The sequence below is a fragment of the Pseudoalteromonas sp. BSi20311 genome (assembly GCF_000239875.1).
Classification (GTDB): domain Bacteria; phylum Pseudomonadota; class Gammaproteobacteria; order Enterobacterales; family Alteromonadaceae; genus Pseudoalteromonas.
Map to the genome: position 1 here is coordinate 1 of NZ_BADU01000131.1, position 22197 is coordinate 22197.

At 39.7% G+C, this 22197-nt stretch carries 21 protein-coding genes; 9 read left to right on the forward strand and 12 right to left on the reverse strand.

From position 1 onward, the window contains the following. Nucleotides 1-15: 15 nt before the first annotated feature. The 5 genes from fur to P20311_RS13490 form a co-directional block, all read right to left on the reverse strand. On the reverse strand, nucleotides 16-459 hold the full coding sequence (gene fur, locus P20311_RS13470) for a ferric iron uptake transcriptional regulator (protein ID WP_008113768.1): 444 nt from the start codon (nucleotides 457-459) through the stop codon (nucleotides 16-18). 181 nt (nucleotides 460-640) lie between these two features. Further along, nucleotides 641-1168 (reverse strand): flavodoxin FldA, encoded by a 528-nt coding sequence (gene fldA / locus P20311_RS13475; RefSeq protein WP_008113772.1) that lies wholly within the window; start codon nucleotides 1166-1168, stop codon nucleotides 641-643. 13 nt (nucleotides 1169-1181) lie between these two features. Next, complete coding sequence (ybfE, locus tag P20311_RS13480; RefSeq protein ID WP_008113775.1) at nucleotides 1182-1460, reverse strand: LexA regulated protein; 279 nt, start codon at nucleotides 1458-1460, stop codon at nucleotides 1182-1184. A 2-nt stretch (nucleotides 1461-1462) separates the two neighbouring features. Continuing rightward, a complete protein-coding gene (locus tag P20311_RS13485; RefSeq protein ID WP_008113777.1) occupies nucleotides 1463-1684 on the reverse strand; it encodes a DUF2788 domain-containing protein in 222 nt (73 codons plus the stop codon). Nucleotides 1685-1779: 95 nt separating this feature from the next. Continuing rightward, a complete protein-coding gene (locus tag P20311_RS13490) occupies nucleotides 1780-2547 on the reverse strand; it encodes an alpha/beta fold hydrolase (RefSeq protein ID WP_008113779.1) in 768 nt (255 codons plus the stop codon). A gap of 221 nt (nucleotides 2548-2768) precedes the next feature. On the opposite strand from P20311_RS13490, the gene seqA reads away from it, so the two are divergent. The 6 genes from seqA to P20311_RS13520 all read left to right on the forward strand — a co-directional run bounded on the left by seqA (nucleotide 2769) and on the right by P20311_RS13520 (nucleotide 10182). After that, complete coding sequence (gene seqA / locus P20311_RS13495) at nucleotides 2769-3353, forward strand: replication initiation negative regulator SeqA (protein ID WP_008113782.1); 585 nt, start codon at nucleotides 2769-2771, stop codon at nucleotides 3351-3353. A 9-nt stretch (nucleotides 3354-3362) separates the two neighbouring features. Next, entirely contained in the window at nucleotides 3363-5000 is a 1638-nt protein-coding gene (gene pgm, locus P20311_RS13500) for a phosphoglucomutase (alpha-D-glucose-1,6-bisphosphate-dependent) (protein ID WP_008113784.1), read from the forward strand. Between the two features lie 83 nt (nucleotides 5001-5083). Next, on the forward strand, nucleotides 5084-6136 hold the full coding sequence (gene astE / locus P20311_RS13505) for a succinylglutamate desuccinylase (RefSeq protein ID WP_008113787.1): 1053 nt from the start codon (nucleotides 5084-5086) through the stop codon (nucleotides 6134-6136). 265 nt (nucleotides 6137-6401) lie between these two features. Beyond that, nucleotides 6402-7616: a thiamine pyrophosphate-dependent dehydrogenase E1 component subunit alpha gene (locus P20311_RS13510; protein ID WP_008113789.1), complete on the forward strand. Its 1215-nt coding sequence runs from the start codon at nucleotides 6402-6404 to the stop codon at nucleotides 7614-7616. After that, complete coding sequence (locus P20311_RS13515; RefSeq protein ID WP_008113791.1) at nucleotides 7616-8593, forward strand: alpha-ketoacid dehydrogenase subunit beta; 978 nt, start codon at nucleotides 7616-7618, stop codon at nucleotides 8591-8593. The genes P20311_RS13510 and P20311_RS13515 overlap by 1 nt, the downstream gene beginning before the upstream one ends. An 8-nt stretch (nucleotides 8594-8601) precedes the next feature. Next, the gene (locus P20311_RS13520) at nucleotides 8602-10182 is read left to right on the forward strand and encodes a dihydrolipoyllysine-residue acetyltransferase (protein WP_008113793.1); all 1581 of its coding nucleotides are present in this window, start codon (nucleotides 8602-8604) and stop codon (nucleotides 10180-10182) included. An 88-nt stretch (nucleotides 10183-10270) separates the two neighbouring features. Here the strand turns inward: P20311_RS13520 and P20311_RS13525 are convergent, their stop codons facing one another. Together P20311_RS13525 and P20311_RS13530 are read right to left on the reverse strand one after the other, a co-directional pair. After that, nucleotides 10271-11440 carry a putative manganese transporter gene (locus tag P20311_RS13525; protein ID WP_008113794.1) on the reverse strand — a complete coding sequence of 390 codons (1170 nt, stop codon included), beginning with the start codon at nucleotides 11438-11440 and terminating at the stop codon, nucleotides 10271-10273. An 88-nt stretch (nucleotides 11441-11528) separates the two neighbouring features. Continuing rightward, the gene (locus P20311_RS13530) at nucleotides 11529-13154 is read right to left on the reverse strand and encodes a M28 family metallopeptidase (RefSeq protein WP_008113796.1); all 1626 of its coding nucleotides are present in this window, start codon (nucleotides 13152-13154) and stop codon (nucleotides 11529-11531) included. A 107-nt stretch (nucleotides 13155-13261) separates the two neighbouring features. On the opposite strand from P20311_RS13530, the gene P20311_RS13535 reads away from it, so the two are divergent. From P20311_RS13535 to P20311_RS13545, 3 genes are read left to right on the forward strand one after another with little or no spacing between them, the layout of a single operon-like run. Next, the gene (locus P20311_RS13535) at nucleotides 13262-14074 is read left to right on the forward strand and encodes a DUF3025 domain-containing protein (RefSeq protein WP_008113798.1); all 813 of its coding nucleotides are present in this window, start codon (nucleotides 13262-13264) and stop codon (nucleotides 14072-14074) included. Next, a complete protein-coding gene (locus tag P20311_RS13540; protein WP_008113800.1) occupies nucleotides 14071-14859 on the forward strand; it encodes an ABC transporter ATP-binding protein in 789 nt (262 codons plus the stop codon). The genes P20311_RS13535 and P20311_RS13540 overlap by 4 nt, the downstream gene beginning before the upstream one ends. Further along, nucleotides 14852-16060, forward strand: a complete 1209-nt coding sequence (locus P20311_RS13545; RefSeq protein ID WP_008113802.1) for an ABC transporter permease — start codon at nucleotides 14852-14854, stop codon at nucleotides 16058-16060. Before P20311_RS13540 ends, P20311_RS13545 begins: the two co-directional genes overlap by 8 nt. A gap of 180 nt (nucleotides 16061-16240) precedes the next feature. Here P20311_RS13545 and P20311_RS13550 read toward each other — a convergent pair whose 3' ends face one another. From P20311_RS13550 to P20311_RS13570, 5 genes are all read right to left on the reverse strand, one after another. Then, nucleotides 16241-17965, reverse strand: a complete 1725-nt coding sequence (locus P20311_RS13550) for a proline--tRNA ligase (protein ID WP_008113804.1) — start codon at nucleotides 17963-17965, stop codon at nucleotides 16241-16243. A 129-nt stretch (nucleotides 17966-18094) separates the two neighbouring features. After that, nucleotides 18095-18799 carry a tRNA (N6-threonylcarbamoyladenosine(37)-N6)-methyltransferase TrmO gene (gene tsaA / locus P20311_RS13555; RefSeq protein ID WP_008113807.1) on the reverse strand — a complete coding sequence of 235 codons (705 nt, stop codon included), beginning with the start codon at nucleotides 18797-18799 and terminating at the stop codon, nucleotides 18095-18097. Between the two features lie 172 nt (nucleotides 18800-18971). After that, nucleotides 18972-19541: an outer membrane beta-barrel protein gene (locus P20311_RS13560; protein WP_008113810.1), complete on the reverse strand. Its 570-nt coding sequence runs from the start codon at nucleotides 19539-19541 to the stop codon at nucleotides 18972-18974. 253 nt (nucleotides 19542-19794) lie between these two features. Continuing rightward, nucleotides 19795-20259, reverse strand: a complete 465-nt coding sequence (locus tag P20311_RS13565) for an acyl-CoA thioesterase (protein WP_008113812.1) — start codon at nucleotides 20257-20259, stop codon at nucleotides 19795-19797. A 101-nt stretch (nucleotides 20260-20360) separates the two neighbouring features. Continuing rightward, a complete protein-coding gene (locus P20311_RS13570; protein ID WP_008113813.1) occupies nucleotides 20361-22007 on the reverse strand; it encodes an electron transfer flavoprotein-ubiquinone oxidoreductase in 1647 nt (548 codons plus the stop codon). Nucleotides 22008-22197 lie beyond the last annotated feature (190 nt).

Genomic DNA, 22197 nt, shown 5'->3' on the forward strand with positions numbered 1-22197 from the left:
ATGCAATTAATAATATTAACTATTGTTTTGTGCAAACGCCTTACATGCGTCTTTATCTTCACACTCGCCGTACAGGTAAAGAGAGTGGTTAGTTAACTTAATACCGTTTTCATCAGCAATCTCGAGTTGACGACGTTCAATTAAGTCATCTTCAAACTCAACAACTTTGCCACATTTTAAACATACTAAATGGTCATGGTGAGTGCTGCCAGAAAGTTCAAATACTGACTTACCGCCTTCAAAGTGGTGACGGCTTACAATTCCTGCATCATCAAATTGATTTAAAACACGGTAAACAGTCGCAAGACCAATTTCTTCGCCTAGATCTAATAAAACCTTGTAAACATCTTCAGCGCTTATGTGTTGGTTATCTGGAGATTGAAGAATCTCTAAAATTTTAATACGCGGTAAAGTTACCTTTAGCCCGGCTTTTTTAAGTTCCAAGTTATGATCAGTCATTAAATCTGTCTCAATTTTATTTAGTTATACTAGACATCTTGCAAGATGTACTCGTCACAATAACAGTTAGGATAACGTGCCTTAGCAGGAAGTGCAAAGAACAATTGATCTATATCAATATTAACGCGGAAAATGCTAACTGTTTGATAATATTTTAAACAGTTAGCATTAAAAGGGGGGATTAATCTGCTAACTCGCTTAAGCACATTTCATCATATACCTGAGCACACCACTGTTTAACACGCTGCTCAGTCAATTCTGGCTGACGGTCTTCATCAATACCTAAACCAACAAAATGTTTGTCATCAGCCATGCCTTTTGATGCTTCAAAATCATAACTGTCTGTAGGCCAATGCCCTACAACAATAGCGCCACGTTCTGTTACGATATCGTTGATCATGCCCATAGCATCTAAGAAGTATTCTGCATAGTCTTCTTGGTCGCCACAGCCAAAAATAGCCACTAGTTTACCTTCAAAGCTTACTTCTTCAAGCTCAGGAAAGAAATCATCCCAATCACATTGCGCTTCACCATAATACCAAGTTGGAATACCGAATAAGATCAGATCAAACTCAGCAATCTCTTCTTTAGAGCTTTTTGCAATGTCATGCACAGCAACGAGCTTTTTACCCAATTCTTTTTGGATCATTTTTGCTACGTGTTCTGTGTTACCTGTGTCACTTCCGAAAAAAATGCCTACACTTGCCATGGATTTAAACCTTTTATCTATCAATAGCCAATCTTTCTTGTAAAATTGTTTCGATCAACGCACTGCGGCTAATATTTTGTGCATCTGCCATATCACTCAGTGCCTGATACAGCTGTGACGAAACTTTAAATTCAACACGCTTTAAACCACGTGCCTTATCTCTTTTTATTTGATTACGTTTATTAACCTTTAACTGCATATCCCGAGGAAGGGGATTAGTTTTAGGTCTTCCTGGACGTTTTTCGTATTCAAATAAATCAAGCGTTGTTCTATCTGTTTCTGACTTGGCCATGCTTAACCTACACCCGCACCTTGCCAAAATACCTGAATAAGTCCTTTGGCAATAAAGCCAGAGCAACCTAAAAAGAGTACCAGCCACACAATATAACGACCAAATTTAGGCACATTGCCGCTTTTCAGTACGTCTTTAATTGCCAAGCCGATAAAAATAAAAATACCTGCTAAGCCAAAATACAACCCTAAGGTATCAAATTCGTTAATAAACTGACTGACCATCGACGTATAACCTTTAAATTAAACGGCGCGTACTATAGCACATAAATCTTTAATTATTTAGTGTGATAAATCAAAAACACGCCATAAAAATAACATTAAACTGCAGTTAAAAAATCATTGATTGCTTTGTTTACAGCCTGTGGTTTTTGGGCATGTAACCAATGACCCGCACCATGAATGATTTTTGCACTGACGTTTTTAAACAGCGCATTAATCGCTTCGCGATGCTCGGTTAAAATGTAGTCAGAGTCATTACCTTTAATAAACAGAGTTTCGCACAAACAAGAATTATTTGCATTAATGTTTGCGGTAATAGTTGAATATTTATCATCGAGCACAGGTAAATTAAAGCGCCAAACAAAGTGCCCATCATCATTTTTATATAAACTTTTTAATAAAAACTGACGTACACCTAACTCCTCTATATACGGTTGCATTATTAAATCAGCTTGCTTTCTATCACTAATATCTGCATTTTTTACTGCATTTAAAGCCTCAAGTATTTGAGTATGGCGCGCAGGGTAGCTCACAGGCGCAATATCAAGAACCACTAGTTTATCGACTAAATCAGTATGGCTCAGTGCTATTTGCATCGCCACTTTGCCGCCCATAGAGTGCCCAACCAGATGCGCTTTTTGTATGTTTAATGCCGTCATTAATTCAACAACATCATTAGCCATTTCAGTATAATCCATTTCATCGCTGTGGGGCGAAAGGCCATGATTACGTAAATCAACATTGGTTACGCAAAAATGCTCGCTTAATGGCTTTGCAATCACATTAAGGTTTTCTAATGAGCCAAACAGTCCATGGATCAAAATAACATTTGGACCTTGACCAATTTGTTTGTAATTTAATTGCATAAACGTCTCCCATAATTTTGCGCATAGTTTGCCGAGCATTAACTAAAAAAGCAAAAAATACAGATATTATTTAAACGCTGGATGCAAAATACCTAGCTCTCTGATTATTTGGTCATTATTAATTATATGTTTAGGGTAGCGTGGGTTGTAACTCGCATTTCTAACTGGATTGGGTATAATCATATCGAAAGAAAAATGTGACCCGTAATGACAGGAAGAACATGAAACAAATCGACATAGACGACGAGTTATATCAGTACATTGCAAGCAATACACAGAGTATTGGTGAGAGTGCATCCACTATTTTACGTCGTTTATTAAATCTCAACGGCGAAAAAATTAACACCACTAAATTAGACACTGATCATAAAAATGAAACCGTTAGTGTGTCTAATTCATCACTAGAACAACCTATAGCAGACGTTGAACAGCCAACCCAAGTAGCAAAACCGCCGGTAAATAAAAAAAATGCAAACGTATTTAATATTTTAAATAAAGAAGAATTGGCGATGCAAAAAGGTGTTGTAGGTCGTTTCTTATTTATTTTAAGTGCATTTTATCGAACGCATAAAACAGACTTCTCTGCGGTACTAGATATTAAAGGTCGAGATCGTGTTTACTTCGCGACCAGTAAAGAAGACTTAGTGAATAGCGGTAGTAGTATGAACCCAAAAAATATCACTGACAGTGAATATTGGGTGATGACCAATTCTAATACCACGCGTAAAAAAATGATGCTGCATGAAGTTGCACTTAGTTTAGGCTATAGCAACGAGCAAGCTGAAAAAATTCGTGATTATCTTTAAGGAAAGACCATGGCAATTCATTCCGGCGCAGGTAAAACTGCACCACAATCGGCTTTAGTGAATGTACCAAAGTTAGTGTCTGCGTATTATTTAAATGAGCCTGACTTAGAGCAAAACCCCGAGCATTGTGTTGCATTTGGCACCTCAGGGCACCGAGGCTGTGCCTACGATGTAAAATTTAACGAATCACACATATTATCAATTACCCAAGCTATTTGTGATTACAGAAAACAGAACGATATATTTGGTCCGTTATTTTTAGGTAAAGATACCCACGCACTGAGCGAGGCGGCCTTTAACTCAGCAATTGAAGTGTTGGTTGCTAATGAAGTGCAAGTGATCACCCAAGAAAATGGTGACTTTACTCCAACGCCAGTTATTAGCCATGCTATTGTTAGTTATAATAAAAATCATCCTAATGAGCTTGCCGATGGCATTGTAGTGACTCCATCTCATAATCCACCAGAAGATGGCGGTTTTAAATATAACCCGCCCAATGGCGGTCCTGCAGATACAGACGTTACAAAATGGATTGAAGACAGAGCCAATCAATTATTATTAGAAGACTTAGTTGAAGTAGAACTGTTTCCTTTTGCTAAAGCTTCACGTTCTGGTTTTATTCGCTACGAAGATTTAATGACGCCTTATATTGATGATTTAAAAAACATTATTAATTTAAAAGCGATTAGCGATGCAGGCATCAAGATTGGTATTGATCCATTAGGTGGCTCAGGCATTAACTTTTGGCCAGTGATTGCGCAAAAATATAATTTAGATTTAACGGTCGTTAATGACAGTGTTGATCCGCGTTTTGCATTTATGCCGCTTGATAAAGATGGCAAAATTCGTATGGATTGCTCATCACCTTATTCAATGGCTAATTTAATTGCCCTTAAAGATGATTTTGATTTATCGATTGGTAATGACCCTGATTATGACCGTCACGGCATAGTAACACCAGATGGGTTAATGAATCCTAATCACTTTTTAGCCGTAGCGATTGACTATTTACTAACGCATCGTGATTGGGATGCCAGTGTTGAAATCGGTAAAACCCTTGTTTCTAGCTCAATGATTGACAAAGTAACTGAGCGCAACAAGCGTAAAGTAAAAGAAGTACCCGTTGGCTTTAAATGGTTTGTTGAGGGTTTAAACAAAGGCAAATTGGCCTTTGGTGGTGAAGAAAGCGCTGGTGCGGCTTTCTTACGTTTTGATGGCACGGTTTGGTGTACAGACAAAGATGGCTTTATTATGGGGTTACTCGCCGCTGAAATTCTTGCAGTTACGGGTAAAACCCCGTCTGCGTTATATAAAGAACTAGAGCAAGAGTTTGGTGCGCCACTTTATAAACGTTTAGATGCGCCGGCAACGCATGAGCAAAAGTCACGATTAAAAGCGCTCAGTGCTAATGACGTAAAAGCAGATACCTTAGCGGGTGAAGCCATTTTACAAAAACTTACTCATGCGCCAGGTAATAATGCGGCAATTGGTGGTTTAAAAGTAGTAACTGAAAGCGGCTGGTTTGCAGCGCGTCCTTCAGGTACTGAAGATATATATAAAATATATCTAGAATCATTTAAAGGCGAAGAGCACTTAGCCTTATTAGAAAAAGAAGCTAAAAAACTGGTTGATTCAGTAATTAGCTAATCTGCTATTAAAATTAAAAACGGCTGATTTATTCAGCCGTTTTTGTATCTACAATTTATAAAACAAAAAGGGCTCTTATAGTGATGTCAGCCACTTCAGAATATATTAATCAATTAAAACAAGATGGTGATTTTTTAACGCTTTCTCGAAACCATGAATGGCATTTGGATGCAGGCCAATTTACCCTTAATAATAATACGCAAGTAACTGTGCATGATACCGGTGTGATTGAGTTTGAACCTGATTGTATAACGTCAAAGAATGTGGTGCTTTCAAGTGCCATTCATGGCAATGAAACAGCCCCCATTGAAATTTGCGATGAACTGATTAAACACATTATTAGTGGGCAACTTGAATTACAACAACGGGTTTTATTTATTTTTGGTAACCCTCAGTCAATTAATATTGGTAAACGCTTTGTAGAAGAGAACTTAAATCGCTTATTTAATGGGCACCACACAGTTGATGGCATTGCGATGAACGACGAACGCGTTCGCGCTGATAAACTTGAGCAATATGTTAGCGATTTTTACGCCCGTTCTGAGCAGGGTACGTATCGCTGTCATTATGATTTACATACCGCTATTCGCGGTTCTAAAAACGAAAAATTTGCTGTTTACCCATTTTTACATGGCAAGCCTTGGAAAAAGTCGCAACTGCAGTTCTTATTAAGCTGTGGTGTGAATACAGTATTGATGATGAAGTCGCCTGCTACCACGTTTAGCTACTATTCGTCGTTTGTGCATGGTGCCGACTCATTTACTGTAGAGCTTGGGCAAGTGAAACCCTTTGGTGAAAATGACATGTCACGCTTTGCAAAAACAAAACAAACTCTAACTGCATTAATTAGCCAAAAAGAAGTGGAATACCATAAATTTAATGCAAATGACTTTGAGTTGTTTTCTGTTCATCGCACAATTAACCGAACAGAACAAAACTTTAGCTTTCCGTTTTCTGATGATGCCGAGAACTTTACAGGCTTTGCAAAGGGTGAGCTTTTAGCAACTGATGGTGATAATGCAATTTATGCGGACGTAGAAGGGGAAGCGATTATTTTTCCTAACGCACAAGTTGCTATTGGACAACGTGCACTATTAACGGTTGTCCCTATGCAAGTAGACAGCCGCTTTAGTTAATTCAACACATCAGACCACTTGTTATTAAAGTTTAACCAACTGATTAATAAGTGGTTAATTTTATGTATAGTTAACTTGCCAGTTTTTTGCTCAATATTTACTTTTGTTTGGTCACAGTTTTGTTGAATAACACTTTACGTTAACGTAAAGTGTTGGCAGCTTTAATTAAATACAGTGCAGATGTTGCAAAGTTTATTCAGCAACAATCACCCATAATAATAATTTAAAGGGGCACTGTGATACCGACAACAAGAGAAGGTAGGTTATGAGTAATCCCAATAACGTATCGCTGAATATTAACCATAAGCTTGAGTTCATCGACGGCCACGCGCTTAATATTCCAACCCTTAGTATTTTAACTGAGGACGGCGACATTCATCCTAGTGCTCCTGCACCTGACATTTCTAAACAAACCGCTATTAAATTATACGAAACCATGCGTTTTATTCGTTTATTGGATGAGCGTATGCAGGGTGCTCAACGCCAAGGCCGTGTTAGCTTTTACATGCAGTGTTTAGGTGAAGAGGCTGCCGTAACAGCCTCTGCGGCAGCCCTTGATCAAGATGATATGATTATGGCGCAATACCGTGAGCAAGCGGCGTTGCATTACCGTGGTTTTACGCTTGACCAATTTATGAATCAGATGTTTTCTAACGAATTAGATCTTGGTAAAGGCCGTCAAATGCCGATCCATTACGGTTCTAAAGCACTTAACTACATGACAATTTCATCGCCATTAGGAACTCAAATTCCACAGGCCACCGGTTACGCATACGGTCAAAAAGTAAAACATATCGATGCTAAAACAGGTGAACTAGCAAGCACTATTGATAACGTCACCATTTGTTATTTTGGTGAAGGTGCCGCTTCAGAAGGTGATTTTCACGCAGGTCTTAACATGGCTGCAGTGCACAAGGCACCGGTTATCTTTTTTGCACGTAACAATGGTTATGCTATTTCTACCCCAGCTGATGAACAATTTAAAGGTGATGGTATTGCATCGCGTGGCGTAGGGTATGGTATTAAAACCATACGTGTTGATGGCAGCGATGCACTCGCTGTTTATGCAGCAACTAAAAAAGCCCGAGAAATTGCAGCAACTCAAGGTGAACCTGTACTGATTGAATCGATAGCCTATCGTTTAGGGGCGCACTCAACATCAGATGATCCTAGTGGCTACCGTTCAAAAGACGAAGAAGCAAACTATAAAGCGTGCCCAATTGAGCGCTTTAGAAAATGGCTAGTGAAACAAAACTGGTTAGATGACGCAGAAGATATAAAAGCCAAAGAAACAATTCGTGATGATATTTTAGCGGCGCTTAAACGCGCTGAAGTAATTGATAAACCAGCCTTAGAAGAACTAATTTCTGATGTGTACGACACGCCAATTCCATCTTTACAACGCCAATATGATGAGCTTAAAACACACATAAAAGCTCATCCTGATGCCTATCCAACAACAGCAGGGAGAATTAAGTAATGGCTAAAATGAACATGCTACATGCAATTAATTCTGCTTTAGATATCACCATGAATGAACACCCTCAAGCGTGTATTTTTGGTGAGGACGTGGGTTATTTTGGTGGCGTTTTTAGAGCAACATCAGGCTTACAAGAAAAATACGGAAAGCACCGTGTATTCAACACGCCGCTTACAGAGCAAGGCATTCTAGGTTTTGCTAATGGCTTGGCTGCATTTGGTGCACCCGCGCTTGCAGAAATTCAATTTGCTGATTACATCTTTCCTGCGTTTGACCAAATAGTGAATGAATCGGCTAAGTTTCGTTACCGTAGTGGTAATGAATTCAACGTGGGTAATCTAACAATACGCACACCTTACGGCGGCGGTATTGCTGGTGGTTTGTATCACTCGCAATCGCCAGAAGCGTATTTTGCCCATACACCAGGGTTAAAAATTGTCGTGCCACGTAACCCTTATCAAGCTAAAGGCTTACTTCGCGCATGTATTAAAGACGATAACCCAGTGCTATTTTTTGAGCCAAAACGTTTATATCGTGCATCTACGGGTGAAGTGCCAGAAGAAGATTACAGCATTGAACTAGGTAAAGCTGAGGTAGTTCAAGAGGGCACTGACGTTACTTTATTGGCGTGGGGCGCACAAATGGAAATCGTAGAAGCAGCCGCTAAACAAGCCAGCGAGCAAGGTATTAGCTGTGAGGTGATTGACCTTCGCAGTATTTTACCGTGGGACGTTGAAGCGATTGCTAAGTCAGTGACAAAAACGGGTCGGCTTATTGTTAGTCATGAAGCACCTATTACTAATGGTTTTGGCGCCGAAATTGCGGCAACCATCGCTCAAGAGTGTTTCTTGCATTTAGAGTCACCTATTTTACGTGTCTGTGGTTTAGATACACCATACCCGCTGGCGCTTGAAAAAGAATATGTTCCAGATGCATTGAAAGTAATGGCCGCAATTAAACAATCAGTGAACTTTTAGGGGTTTCCATGGCTAAAGATTTTATATTACCCGACATTGGTGAAGGCATTGTTGAATGCGAAGTAGTCGAATGGCTGGTACAAGAAGGTGATACAGTAAAAGAAGATCAGCCTATTTGTGATGTGATGACAGACAAAGCCTTAGTGCAAATTCCTGCGGTACACGATGGGGTGATCACTAAGCTGCATTGCAAAAAAGGCGATATTGCTAAAGTGCATGCGCCGTTGTTTGCAATGGATGTTGCCGGGGAAGCACCCAGCGAAAAGACTGAAACATCATCGGCACCAACATCAACATCTACTCGTGAACACTTAGAAGATTTTATCTTACCCGATATTGGTGAAGGTATTGTTGAGTGTGAAATTGTAGAGTGGTTAGTAGCAGAAGGCGATGAGATTGAAGAAGACCAAGCTGTTTGTGATGTAATGACTGATAAAGCGTTGGTACAGATACCGGCTAAATATACCGGTACTGTACAAAAGCTATATTATCAAAAAGGTGAAATTGCCAAAGTACACAGCCCGTTGTTTCAAATGACCATAGCAGGTCAAGTTGCAAAAGAAGATGTTGATGTTAATCAAGCGGTCGTAAAAGCACAAAGCAATGCAACTACCGATGCACCGGTTAAACAAACACAACCACAAACTGCGATTGTTAACGAAAAAGCAGTTGCCTCACCTGCGGTTAGACGTAAAGCGCGAGAGCTTGATGTAGATTTAACTTGCGTACCAGGCAGTGGTAAAAATGGTCGTATTTATAAACAAGATATTGAAGCGTTTATAAAAAATGAAGTGCCATCTGGTATGGATACTTCTGAGCTTAACAAACCACAGACTACTGAGAGTAAAAAAACCAGCAGTACTGAACATACAGCGAGCACAGGTGGAACGCGAACAGAAGCGATTAAAGGTATTAAAGCGGCCATGGCAAAACAAATGGTAGCGTCGGTTTCTACTATTCCACATTTTACCTACAGTGATGAAATTGACTTAACTGATTTAATTGCACTTAGAACTGATCTGAAAGAGCAATATAAAGCTCAGGGCGTTAAGTTAACTATGATGCCATTCTTTATTAAGGCGTTATCGTTGGCTATGAGTCAATTTCCAGTACTTAACTCAAAAGTAAATGATGATTGTAGCGAAATTACTTACTATGACGATCATAACATTGGAGTTGCGGTAGATTCTAAAGTGGGTTTATTAGTGCCTAATATTAAAGCTTGTCAAACTAAAAGCATTGTAGAGGTTGCTAACAGTTTAACTCAGCTTACTGATTCTGCTCGCGAAGGGCGAGTTGCACCTGATGATTTAAAAGGTGGCACTATTAGCATTTCTAACATTGGTGCAATTGGCGGCACTATTGCAACGCCAATCATAAATAAGCCAGAAGTCGCGATTGTGGCACTTGGTAAATTACAGCACCTTCCACGCTTTGATCAGCATGGGCAGGTAGTTTCACGTGCAATTATGCAAGTAAGTTGGTCAGGTGATCACCGTGTAATTGATGGCGGCACGATAGCGCGCTTTAACAATTTATGGAAAGAATACTTAGAGCAACCAGCTAAAATGATGATGGCAATGCGCTAATCTTTTTCATTAAGTTTTTAATAAAAAAACCAGCAAATTAGCTGGTTTTTTATATCTTGAAAAGTAAATTAATAAAAGGTAAAGCGATTTAGCTGAAAAAATACAGTCCATAACCCACTAATAACGCCGGAACTGCGGTATATAGTGTGGCAATAATGGCCGCTTTGGGTGCCATAGCAATGGCAGGGAAAAGCGCATCGCCATCATTAGAAATGGCGTTCGCAGCTAAAGCACTAAACGGTATCGCGCCTTGAATGTATAACGTGGTGACAATGATTTGCGGTCCACAACCGGGTAAAAAGCCAATTAATACCGCAATAAACGGTGCTAAATAGGCAAAATTTAAAAACCATGTTTTTAAATCAAGGCCAAACACGGTAACCAGTAGTTCAAATAACACAAAGGAGGCAACCACCCACGCAGTTACAAAATGAGTATCTTGAAGTACTTTTGTTATTTTTGAAGGCGGACTGCATACATCATCTTCTGAGGTTACTTCTTTATAGCTTTCACCTTTTGATGATAGCGCCCACATAAACACCACAAATAGTGCCATTAAAGCACCAAAAAAGCTGACCGCATTTACTACATGATTGCCAAATTGGCTTAAATCAATATTAAATGCCAGTATAAAAGCAATCAATAATCCAGGAATAATAGCCATTAACCAAATAGGCTTGCTCAACTTTATTATTCTGGTTGGCAATACAGTCACCGGTTGTGTTTGCTTTTGATTGGTAGGGCATAAATAACCCGTTTTATGTAGTTTATTAACCAGTAAGCCTGCTAGCGTTCCAACGACTAAGCCTATGGCCATTATTGTTAACCCGTCAGTAGGGCGGGTAGCTAATAATAAAAACGCAGCATCACCCATAGTTGCTGTTAATACCGCGACAATAGCCCCAAAGCTTGCTTGTCCCTTGGTAAATTGAGTAACCACAATGATTGCACCACCACAGCCTGGCAGCATACCTAAAAAAGCAGCAAAGCTGACCTCTAACACAGGAGACTTAGCATTTAGATAACGAAGCTCTAGTTGGGGTAAATGATCAATCGCGTAGTAGTAAATAAATAAGGTAGCAGCAACAAACACACTGACTTGAAAAAAAGCATCACTGAGTGCAGTGATTGTTATAGTGCGTAAGCTGGGCAAGGCTAAACAGACTAAAATTAACAGTGGTAAAATTAGGCGTTTATTTTGATGAAAAACACGTTTTGCAGCTGGCGAAATAACTCCTAAATGTTCTGTTAAAAACATACAGTACGACCTAATTAAGAAACTAGATCGCACTGTACTATTTTATTAAATGATAATCAATATCATTTGAAGGGTTGGTTGAAAATGCTTATTTACGTTGAAACTCTGAGTTTTCATTCCAAGTAGGCCATTGAGTTTGCTGCGAAATATCAAAACCTACTTTATAAAATAATTGTAAATCTTGAACCGCACCTGATAAATCCCACTCATCGCGATATCTATCACAAGGCTGGTGGTAACAGCCACGCAGTACTAGGCTCATACGCTTGCGGTAATTAGCCGTTTCTTCATCAAACGCTTCTGAACCACCACCAGCATACATAGCAGGTACACCCATATTGGCAAAGGCAAAGTGATCAGAGCGGTAGTAACCACCTGAAGATGGCTTAGGGTCGCCCGATACTGTTCTGCCTTGCTCCTTTGCAGCAGTAGCTAATAGTTCATCCATTTGTGATTTACCAATACCTACAACACTAATATCTTTTACTTTACCTAATAGGTTTAAGCTATCCATATTAATATTTGCAACGGTTTTATTTGCTGGAATAACCGGGTTCGCGGCGTAATATTTTGAGCCAAGTAAACCTTGTTCTTCAGCGGTTACCGCTAAAAAGGTCATTGAACGGTCAGGGCGTTTACCTAGTTTAGTAAAGGCTTCAGCCACTTCGATCATACCGGCAGTACCTGTCGCATTATCATGGGCACCATTATAAATTTGATCGCCTTTACGATTTTTATCCGTTCCTAAATGATCCCAATGCGCAGAGTAAATAATATGCTCATCTGGCGTTTTACTACCCGGAAGAGTGGCAATAAAGTTATATGATACCGATTTTTTGATGGTATTTTTTACATTCACAGTGGCAGCTAAATCGCCCATATCTACATGGTAAGCGCCTTTAGCCGCTTCTGCTTTAGCAGTATCAAAATCAAGGCCTGCTTTAGTAAATAGCTCTTTTGCTACATCAACAGTAACCCAACCTTCAACAGCAACACGATCCATGTTGTTATTATCTTTTACAAAACCAAACTGCTCGCCACTCCACGAGTTCTCAACCACTGACCAAGGGTAAGACGCCGGTGCTGTTTCATGAATGATAATAGCGCCCGCTGCACCTTGACGGCTTGCTTCTTCGTATTTATAAGTCCAACGGCCATAGTAGGTCATGGCATCACCGGTAAATAAGTTTGGATCTTTAGTTGCAAAACCAGGATCGTTTACCAGCATCACGACGGTTTTACCCTTAACATCTAGGCCTTCGTAATCATTCCAGTTATATTCAGGTGCGTTAACACCGTAGCCGACAAATACCAGCTCTGAATTTTCAATCCCTTCTTGCGCACTTATACGGCTACTACCCATTACCATGTCTTTTTTGTATTGGTAGTCTTTACCGCCAATATTAAGCACCATGTCTGAGTCTGCTTCTAATGATACAAGCGGTACTTCTTGGAAAAAGCTATCACCGTTACCCGGTTCAAAACCCAATGCAGTAAATTCTTTTGTTAAGTAGTCAAGCGTAAGCTTTTCACCTTCAGATGAAGGAGCACGACCACCAAACTCATCAGAGGCTAACACTTTTACATGCTTAGCAATTTCATCGGCTTGAATGCTGTTATAGCCTTTCGCAACATCGTCAGAAGTGATACTTGTTGTTGCACAACCCGCTAGAATCGCTGTTGTGATTAAGGTCAAAGAAAAATAACGTTTCATATTGGCTCTTTTTTTGTTCTAAGTGGCCCTAGTATATGAACTTCTGTTAATTAGAACCAGTTTTTGCGGTAAACTGTCACGGATAAAAATGTACAGTAAAGGTAACAATGAAGCGTTTTACTCCCCCAGAACAATTTCAAGTAACGAGCCTAAACACAGGGGCATTTGCTCACTTACGTCAGCTGTTTAAAATTCATCAACAAACAGACTGGCCAGAACCTGCGTATTTTGCCCCGTACTTAAATGCCATAAACGCAAATAATCTCCCCATTCGTTTTATCGATGATGCCAAGGTTGACTTTGCTGAACGCTATTATGAACAAGTCATTTTTGAAACAGGGGAAGTCCCCACGCGCCAACAAAATTGGCATGATCTGTTTGGTGGTTTTATTTGGTGCTTATTTCCAAAAACAAAAGCCCTTATTAATCAGCGTCATGTTGATGAAATAGCGTTGCATGGATTAAAACAGCGTAGTAAACATCGTAACGCTTTAACCCTATTTGACGAATGCGGTGTGGTTTTAGCTATTAGTGAATCACAGTGGAAAGAGTGGTTAAGAGACCACCAATGGAAAACAGCGTTTATAGAGCATAGAGAGCTGTGGGGTAAAACCATAGCGCCATTTATGTTTGGCCATGCTAATTATGAAATGTTGACTAAGCCTTATATTGGGCTCACAGGCAAAGCCTTATTTGTAAGTGTGCCGGATGAAATATTTTGTAAAGATTTAGTAACGCAATACCAGTACCTAGATCAGCGACTTTATGAGATGATTAAAAACGATGATTGTTTAGCCGATAATAAACAGCTTTCACCCTTACCCTTATTAGGTGTTCCTGGTTGGTGTGAGGAGAATAACAATTCATCATTTTACGACAACACGGACTATTTTAGACCGAAACGAAGGACACGAAAATGATAGAAGTCACCGCGCTTAAAAAGAAGTTTAAGCTCACTAAAGATCATAAAAAAAATAAAACAGATGAAATAGACCCACGCGAAGATAAAGATTATTTTCACTCGGTTAAAAATGTCAGCTTTAGCTGTGCAAAAGGCGAAGTATTAGGGCTATTAGGGCCTAATGGCGCGGGTAAAACCACCACCTTAAGAATGATTTCAACCGCATTAAAACCGGATGATGGCAGTATTACTATTGCTGGAAATGACATAATTAAAAAGCCACTCATTGGGCGTAAATCTATCGGGTTTTTGTCTGGCTCTACTGGTTTATATGGCCGTCTAACGGTAAAAGAAAATATCGAATATTTTGCAAAGCTACATGGCATGAGCAAGCAAGCAATCAAGGCACGCTGTGAAGAGTTATTTACCTTACTCGATATGCATAAATTTATTGATAAGCGCGCTGAAAACTTATCAACCGGTATGAAACAAAAAGCCAATATAGCGCGTGCTGTAGTGCATCACCCAGATGTTGTTATTCTTGATGAGCCAACTACCGGGCTTGATATTATGACCACTCAAACAGTAATTAACTTTATTAAAGGCTTAAAAGCACAAGGAACTCCGGTTATTTTCTCAACGCACCATTTAGATGAAGTTGCACTTTTATGCGACCGTGTAGCGGTCATTAATGAAGGTATAAGTTGTTTTGATGGCACCCTCGCTGAATTTAAACAAGCGGGTAACAGCGAAGAATTAAACCAAGCGTTTATGAACATATTAACGGAGAAGCAAGATGTTTGAGGTATTTAAAAAGGAATTAACAGAGCTGTTACGCGATAAAAAAACCTTGTTGTTCGTGGTGGTATTTCCGATTGTGGTTTTTCCGTTGTTATTTGCTGTGGTTGCGTTTATCTCTTCGCAAGCCGCGCTTGATGCAGAGCAAAAAGTGAATACTTATGCGATTATCAATGGCGACTTTGCCCCAGAATTTACTGATAAAGTGTTTTATCATAAAAGCTTTGAGTTATATAAAGGCGATAAAACCTTCAATAGTGTTGAGGAGCTAAAAGCAGGCGTAACTGCTGGCGATATCGACATGGGCATATACTTACCAAGCGATGCAGTGCAAACATTAGATGATAAAAAGCAAAGTGAATGGCAAGTTGTATTTAATGATTCAAAATCAATTAACTTCTTATTTGAGCGTGTAAAAGAGCTTGCTAAAGAGTACAGCGATACACTTCAAGAAAGTAAACTATTAAGCTTTGGTATTGATAAAAGCGCACAACAATCTATTTTAAAGCCAATTAATGTGGTTAAAGTTGATACTGCAGACAAACGTGAAAACTTAGGTGAAAAAGTAGGTGGGTTTTTACCTTATTTACTTATCCCGTTAGTACTGATGGGGGCAACTTACCCAGCAATAGATTTAGGCGCTGGCGAAAAAGAACGTGGCACGTTAGAAACTTTACTACTTACGCCAATTACTCGTACAGAGCTAGTATTGGGTAAATTTATAACTCTACTCACTACTTCAATCGCATCAACTACTATCACCGTGATTAGTATGGGGTGTTGGATAGCATTAGCACTCGCATTTGCTGATCTAGAGTTTATTAAAGCCGCGTTTAGTACATTAGGTATTACAGACTTGCTGATGATTTTTGTATTGTTATTGCCAATTGCAGCTATTTTTTCTGCATTAGCATTGGCTATATCAATCTATGCACGTTCGTTTAAAGAAGCACAAAATTACATGACGCCATTAAGTATGGTGGTATTTTTCCCAATTATTATTTCCATAATGCCTAATATGGAACTGACCGCTAAAACAGCCTTTATTCCGGTTACTAACGTCGCCTTAGCGATTAAAGAAATTATTAAAGGCACCGTCGATTACACGCTGGTTGGATTGATATTTTTAGCTACGGCACTGATAGCCGGTGCGCTACTGGCATTTTGTGTTAAGTGGTTTAACCGCGAAGACGTGTTGTTTAGATAACCATTTTAATTGCAAAGTATTTAAAAAGGTCGCACAGCGACCTTTTTTTATAAATTATCATGATGAGAGAGTGCTATATGCTTAATCTAAGCTCTGTGTTTGAAAGTTACTAGATAAGCAATTAATAAAAAACCGCTGTATGAAAAATACATACAGCGGTTTTTTTATTTAACTTTAAGCTTATGCATTAAATTGATTTTTGATTGTTTCAATCGCGCTATCAATATCTATCATTAGCTTTTCGCCAGTGCGGCGGTTTTTAAGTTCTACCTTGTTTTCATCAAGGTTACGCTCACCAATTACAAGCGTGTAAGGCACACCAAGTAATTCCATGTCGTTAAACATAACACCAGGGCGCTCCTTACGGTCATCAAATAGCACATCTAAGCCTGCATCTTTTAAACCTTGGTATAGGTTATTAGCAATATCAGGAATACGATGCGATTTATGCATATTCATTGGCACAATTGCTAAATCGAAAGGCGCGATAGCTTTAGGCCATGTAATACCGTATTGGTCGTTATTTTGCTCAATAGCTGCAGCAACAATACGTGATACACCAATTCCATAACAACCCATAGTCATTATTTGGTTTTTACCTGATTCGCTCAGTACACCTGCTTTCATTGCTTCTGAGTACTTAGTACCTAGTTGGAAAATATGACCCACTTCAATACCGCGCTTGATTTGCAACGTGCCTTGACCACATGGGCTAGGATCGCCTTCTACGATATTACGGATATCAGCAACTTCGTAGTCTGTTACGTCGCGATCCCAGTTAATGCCACTAAAGTGCTCATCGTCTTTGTTGGCACCGGCTACAAAATCAGCCATTACATTCGCTGTTCTATCAACAATAATAGGCATGTTTAAGCCAATAGGCCCTAAAGACCCTGGTTTTGCGCCAATGGCAGCAACAATATCTGCCTCGGTTGCCATTTCTAGTGGAGAATCAACCAGTGGGTGTTTTTCAGCTTTAAGTTCATTTAGTTCATGATCACCACGCAGTACTAATGCAACAAGGCCGCGTACGCCGTCTTCATTAGGAGTGCCATAAACCACTAATGTTTTAACACCGCGATGGGGTTTTACACCATAGTGTTTTTTCAGCTCATTAATTGTTTTAGCATCAGGCGTTGGGAATGCTTTTAGCTCTTTGCTTGCTTGTGGGCGCGCTTCAGTTGGCGCTAGTGCTTCGGCTTTTTCAATATTAGCGGCATAGTCGCTGGCATCACTAAAAGCAATGGCATCTTCGCCAGATTCAGCGAGTACATGGAACTCATGCGATACACTACCGCCAATAGAGCCTGTATCTGCAATTACTGGGCGGTAATCTAAGCCTAAACGTTCAAAAATATTACAGTAGGCTTTGTGAATTACTTGATAAGTTGCATCTAAACATTCATCGGTTAAATGGAATGAATAGGCATCTTTCATAGTAAATTCACGGGCACGCATAACACCAAATCGTGGGCGACGCTCGTCACGTACTTTAGTTTGTACTTGGTACAAAGTAATTGGTAGTTGTTTGTAGCTGTTAATTTCTTTACGAACAAAATCGGTGATCACTTCTTCATGGGTAGGACCCATAGCAAATTCACGATTATGACGGTCGGTAAAGCGCATTAACTCAGGACCAAACTCACTCCAGCGGCCAGACTCTTCCCATAAATCAGCAGGCTGAATAACAGGCATAAGCATTTCAATTGCGCCGGCTTTATCCATTTCTTCGCGTACTATGTTTTCTACTTTTCTTAGCACACGTAAGCCAGAGGGAAGCCAAGTGTATAAACCCGAAGCGACGCGACGGATCATTCCGGCTCTAAGCATTAATTGATGCGAGACAATTTCCGCATCGGATGGCGTTTCTTTAAGTGTAGCGAGTATATATTGACTAGTACGCATGTTTTTTCCGAAATAGAGTGATATGTTCTTTTAATTAAGGCGCTCAGTTTACCAGCGGTTGCATTGACACTAAAGCGCTAAGTGATTTTTTATCGCATTTTATAGCCATAGCAGGGCTTTACAGTAGGTTTAACTAATTTCTATATCAGTAACGAGATGGTGAGAGTCAGTCACTTGCCAAGTAATATTGTATTCATACAAATTCATACCATAGCTTTGCATGCCTTGTTTTTGCTTTTTGTAGGCAGGGCGTGGATCTTGTTTTAGCACATTACTAATAAACGCTTGTAGCTCAGGGTAGTGTTGTTGCTTAGCAATAAAATCGAGCGCTTGCTCACTAAATTCAACACTCATTTGAGTTTCTGGACGCGTATCGGCAAATCCAGCGCTTGCATCCGGTAATGAGTCTGAATAGGGTAAATAAGGTTTTATATCTACAATGGGTGTGCCATCAAGTAAATCTATACCGGCGAGCAATAACGCTAACTGCCCATTCTTGTATTCAATTCCCTCTAACTTTACAGCGCTCATACCAATAGCATTTGGACGAAAAGTAGCACGGGTGGCAAATACGCCTTTGCGTTCGTTACCGCCTAAGCGAGGCGGGCGCACCATCGCTGAATAGCCTTTATCAGCAGTTTCATGAAAACGAAATAACAGCCAAATGTGGCTAAATTCATCTAAACCACGAACAAATTCTTCACGATTAAACTCTTTGGCAAAAATAAGTTTAGCTTTAGCTTCAGGCACTAAACGTGGCTGCCTAGGTATAGCAAATTTTTGTTTATACGGAGATTGAATATGGCCAATAGCCGAAATTTGATAATCGCTCATAATGCTCGGTTATAGAAAAAATAGAGCATTATTCTACCTGTTATTAACGTTGCTGGCATTAGCTTAATATAATCAGCATAAAGAAATTTTAGACTGATTGGTTTAAATGTGGAATAAAAAAGGGCAAGGCTAAACCTAGCCTTACCCTCACATTGCAATTATTGAGTTGTTATTAAAACATGTATTGAAATGATACTGACGCAACATCCATTTCTGGATCAATATCATCTTCTAATTCGTAACGCTCATACTCTAAACGCACTTGCATATTGGTTGTAAATGCATATTCAATACCTGCACCGTAAAATACGTCACCACCATCTTGAGATGCACTTATGCTGCCAACGGGTAGTTCTTGAGTAACGTCAGCATCCCATTCAAACCAACCACCTTTTGCATAAACAGAAAAGTCTTCAGTGATAGGTGCTGCAAACCGCGCGGCTAACGATACGCCATCAATTTCTGCTTTACTGTCTATATCACTCACTTCATCAAAGTTTTGATAAGCAAGCTCAAGGCTTAAATGTTCATTAAATTGAGTACCAATGTAACCTTTTAACATTTGCGCGTCGTCATCAAAATCGATGTCGTTTTCGCTATCCTCAAACTGAAATGAATATTGGCCATAACCAATACCGGTATAAATGCGTGGAGAGTCCATGTCGGTAACATCAGCCTGTGCCGCTGAATTAAAACCCAGTGTTGCTAAAGCAAGTGCAGAAAGAGAAAGTGTTTTAATCATTGTATAGCTCCTTTAAAAAATAATATCGATGTGTTCGACTTAATTTATCAAACATCAATTTACTAATTGCAGTGAGCGTGCCAAGTATTGCTTAGCCTAAAATTTGTACTTTAGTGGGTGTTTATTGAACTAACTTGGTGTGTTTAGTACGCAAAATATTCAGGCATTCAGCGTACTGTAAATGTATAAAAATTAAAAAATTGTAGCTTTTACAGGTTGTTGTAGTTTATACATACCTGCAAAAGGTACTAAGTTAAACTTTATCTAATAGGTTTTCTGTTTCTATGGCTATTTGTTTCATTTTAATTGCGTAGTTCTCAAGCTTTTTGTCTTCGTCAGTAACCGATTTAAATTCTGGCACTGCCACGGGGTAACCTGTTTCATCCATAGCAACAAAGCTAATAACACAGTGGTTGGTTTCAACTAGGTTTTGCGTTTTCGGATCGCCACAGCGAACCTGAATAAAAATTTGCATACTAGTTTTGCCGGTATGTGCAATTTTTGCCTCAACTTCTACAATTTGGCCCACTAAAATAGGGCGGCTAAACTTAACGCCTGCAACCGATACCGTTACACAGTAATGGCCGCTCCAGCCCGCAGCACAGGCATAACCCGCTTGGTCAATCCACTTCATGACCACACCGCCATGCACCTTACCACCAAAATTTACATCGGTTGGCTCTGCTAAAAAACGAAAAATTACACTCGACGACGCCATAACACACTCTCATTTATTCATATTACTTAACAGCATAGCGCAAAAAAGGGGCCGAAGCCCCTGCAATTTAGGATAAGTTTATAATTTCAATAGAAAGGATGTTACATATTAGGGTAGTTAGGGCCACCAGCACCTTCAGGTGTTACCCAGGTAATATTTTGGCTCGGATCTTTAATATCACAGGTTTTACAATGCACACAGTTTTGCGCGTTGATCACAAAGGTTTGCTCGCCTTCTACCTCTTGCACTTCGTAAACACCAGCAGGGCAGTAGCGCTGCGCGGGTTCATCAAATTTAACTAAGTTAACCTTAATCGGGATTGATGCATCTTTAAGGTGTAAATGACATGGCTGCGACTCTTCATGGTTAGTGTTAGATAAAAATACCGAAGAAAGCTTATCAAAACTGAGTTTGCCATCTGGCTTAGGGTAGTTAATTTTTTCAGCCTGGTCAGCGTCTTTTAAAGTTGCATGGTCAGGCACGTTATCTTTAAAGCTAAACGGTAGGGCACCCTTAAAAATGTTTTGATCAAGCGTATTGTATGCGCCGCCTGCAAATTTACCTAAGGTATGCATAGCAGGGCCAAAGTTGCGTGACTGATACAGCTCTTTATACGCCCATGACTTTTTAAACTCAGTAGTGTATTGAGTTAAATCAGTATTGGCTAAATCGTTTTGTAGGGCATTAAAAATAACTTCAGCGGCTATCATGCCTGATTTCATTGCCGTGTGGTTGCCTTTAATTTTTGCAAAGTTAAGCGTGCCTGCATCACAACCCACTAGCAAGCCACCCGGGAAGTGCATTTTGGGTAATGAATGCAAACCGCCTTTAGCAATAGCACGTGCACCGTAAGCAATGCGCTCACCCCCTTCAAGGGTGTTTTTAAATACCGGGTGATGTTTTAATCGTTGAAATTCATCAAATGGGCTTAAGTGTGGGTTAGAGTAATTTAAATCAACAATTAACCCCACAACCACTTGGTTGTTTTCGCTATGATACATAAAGGCGCCACCGCCAGTGTCGCCACTCAATGGCCAACCGGTTCCGTGTACAACTTTACCCAATTGATGTTTAGATTCATCAACTTGCCAAATTTCTTTAAAACCTAAACCATAATGCTGTGGTGAACATTCATCGTCTAAAGCAAACTGATTGATCAGCTGCTTACCTAAATGACCGCGACAGCCCTCAGCAAATACTGTGTACTTAGCGCGTAGCTCCATGCCTGGCATGTAACCGTCTTTTTCATTGCCATTTTTATCTACACCCATATCGCCAGTAATGATGCCTTTTACAACATCATCTTCAATAATGACTGAATGCGCACTAAAGCCAGGAAATATTTCTACTCCAAGGTTTTCTGCTTGCTCTGCCAACCAGCGACATACATTACCCATAGAAACAATGTAGTTATCGTTATTATGAAATGTATTAGGTGTAGCAAAGTGAGGAATTGAGGTTGCTTTATGTTCGTTGTTAAACCAGTAAATTTCATCATTTACCACTTTAGTCGACACAGGAGCGCCAAGCTCCTGCCAATTTGGCAGTAATTCGTCCAGTGCTTTGGTTTCAAAAACGGCACCTGATAATACATGTGCGCCAACTTCTGAGCCTTTTTCAACTACACATATCATGCACTCTTGTTGTTTTTCTTGTGCTTGCTGCGCGAGTTTAATTGCTGTTGAAAGCCCCGCAGGACCAGCCCCGACAACAACAACATCAAATTCCATGGTTTCGCGTTCAATCATAATAACCTCTTTATCTATGACGGACTCACCTTTGCTTTATTTGGCAAAAAGTAAGCTAAGCAACCCGTTTCTTTGTTATGCAAATTAAACGTTACAGGTTGTGAATAGTTTAAGGTTATTTTAGGTTGACGTTTACGTCAACAGGAAGTAGTCTGATTTCATAAAATAAATAGGTTGACGTATACGTTAG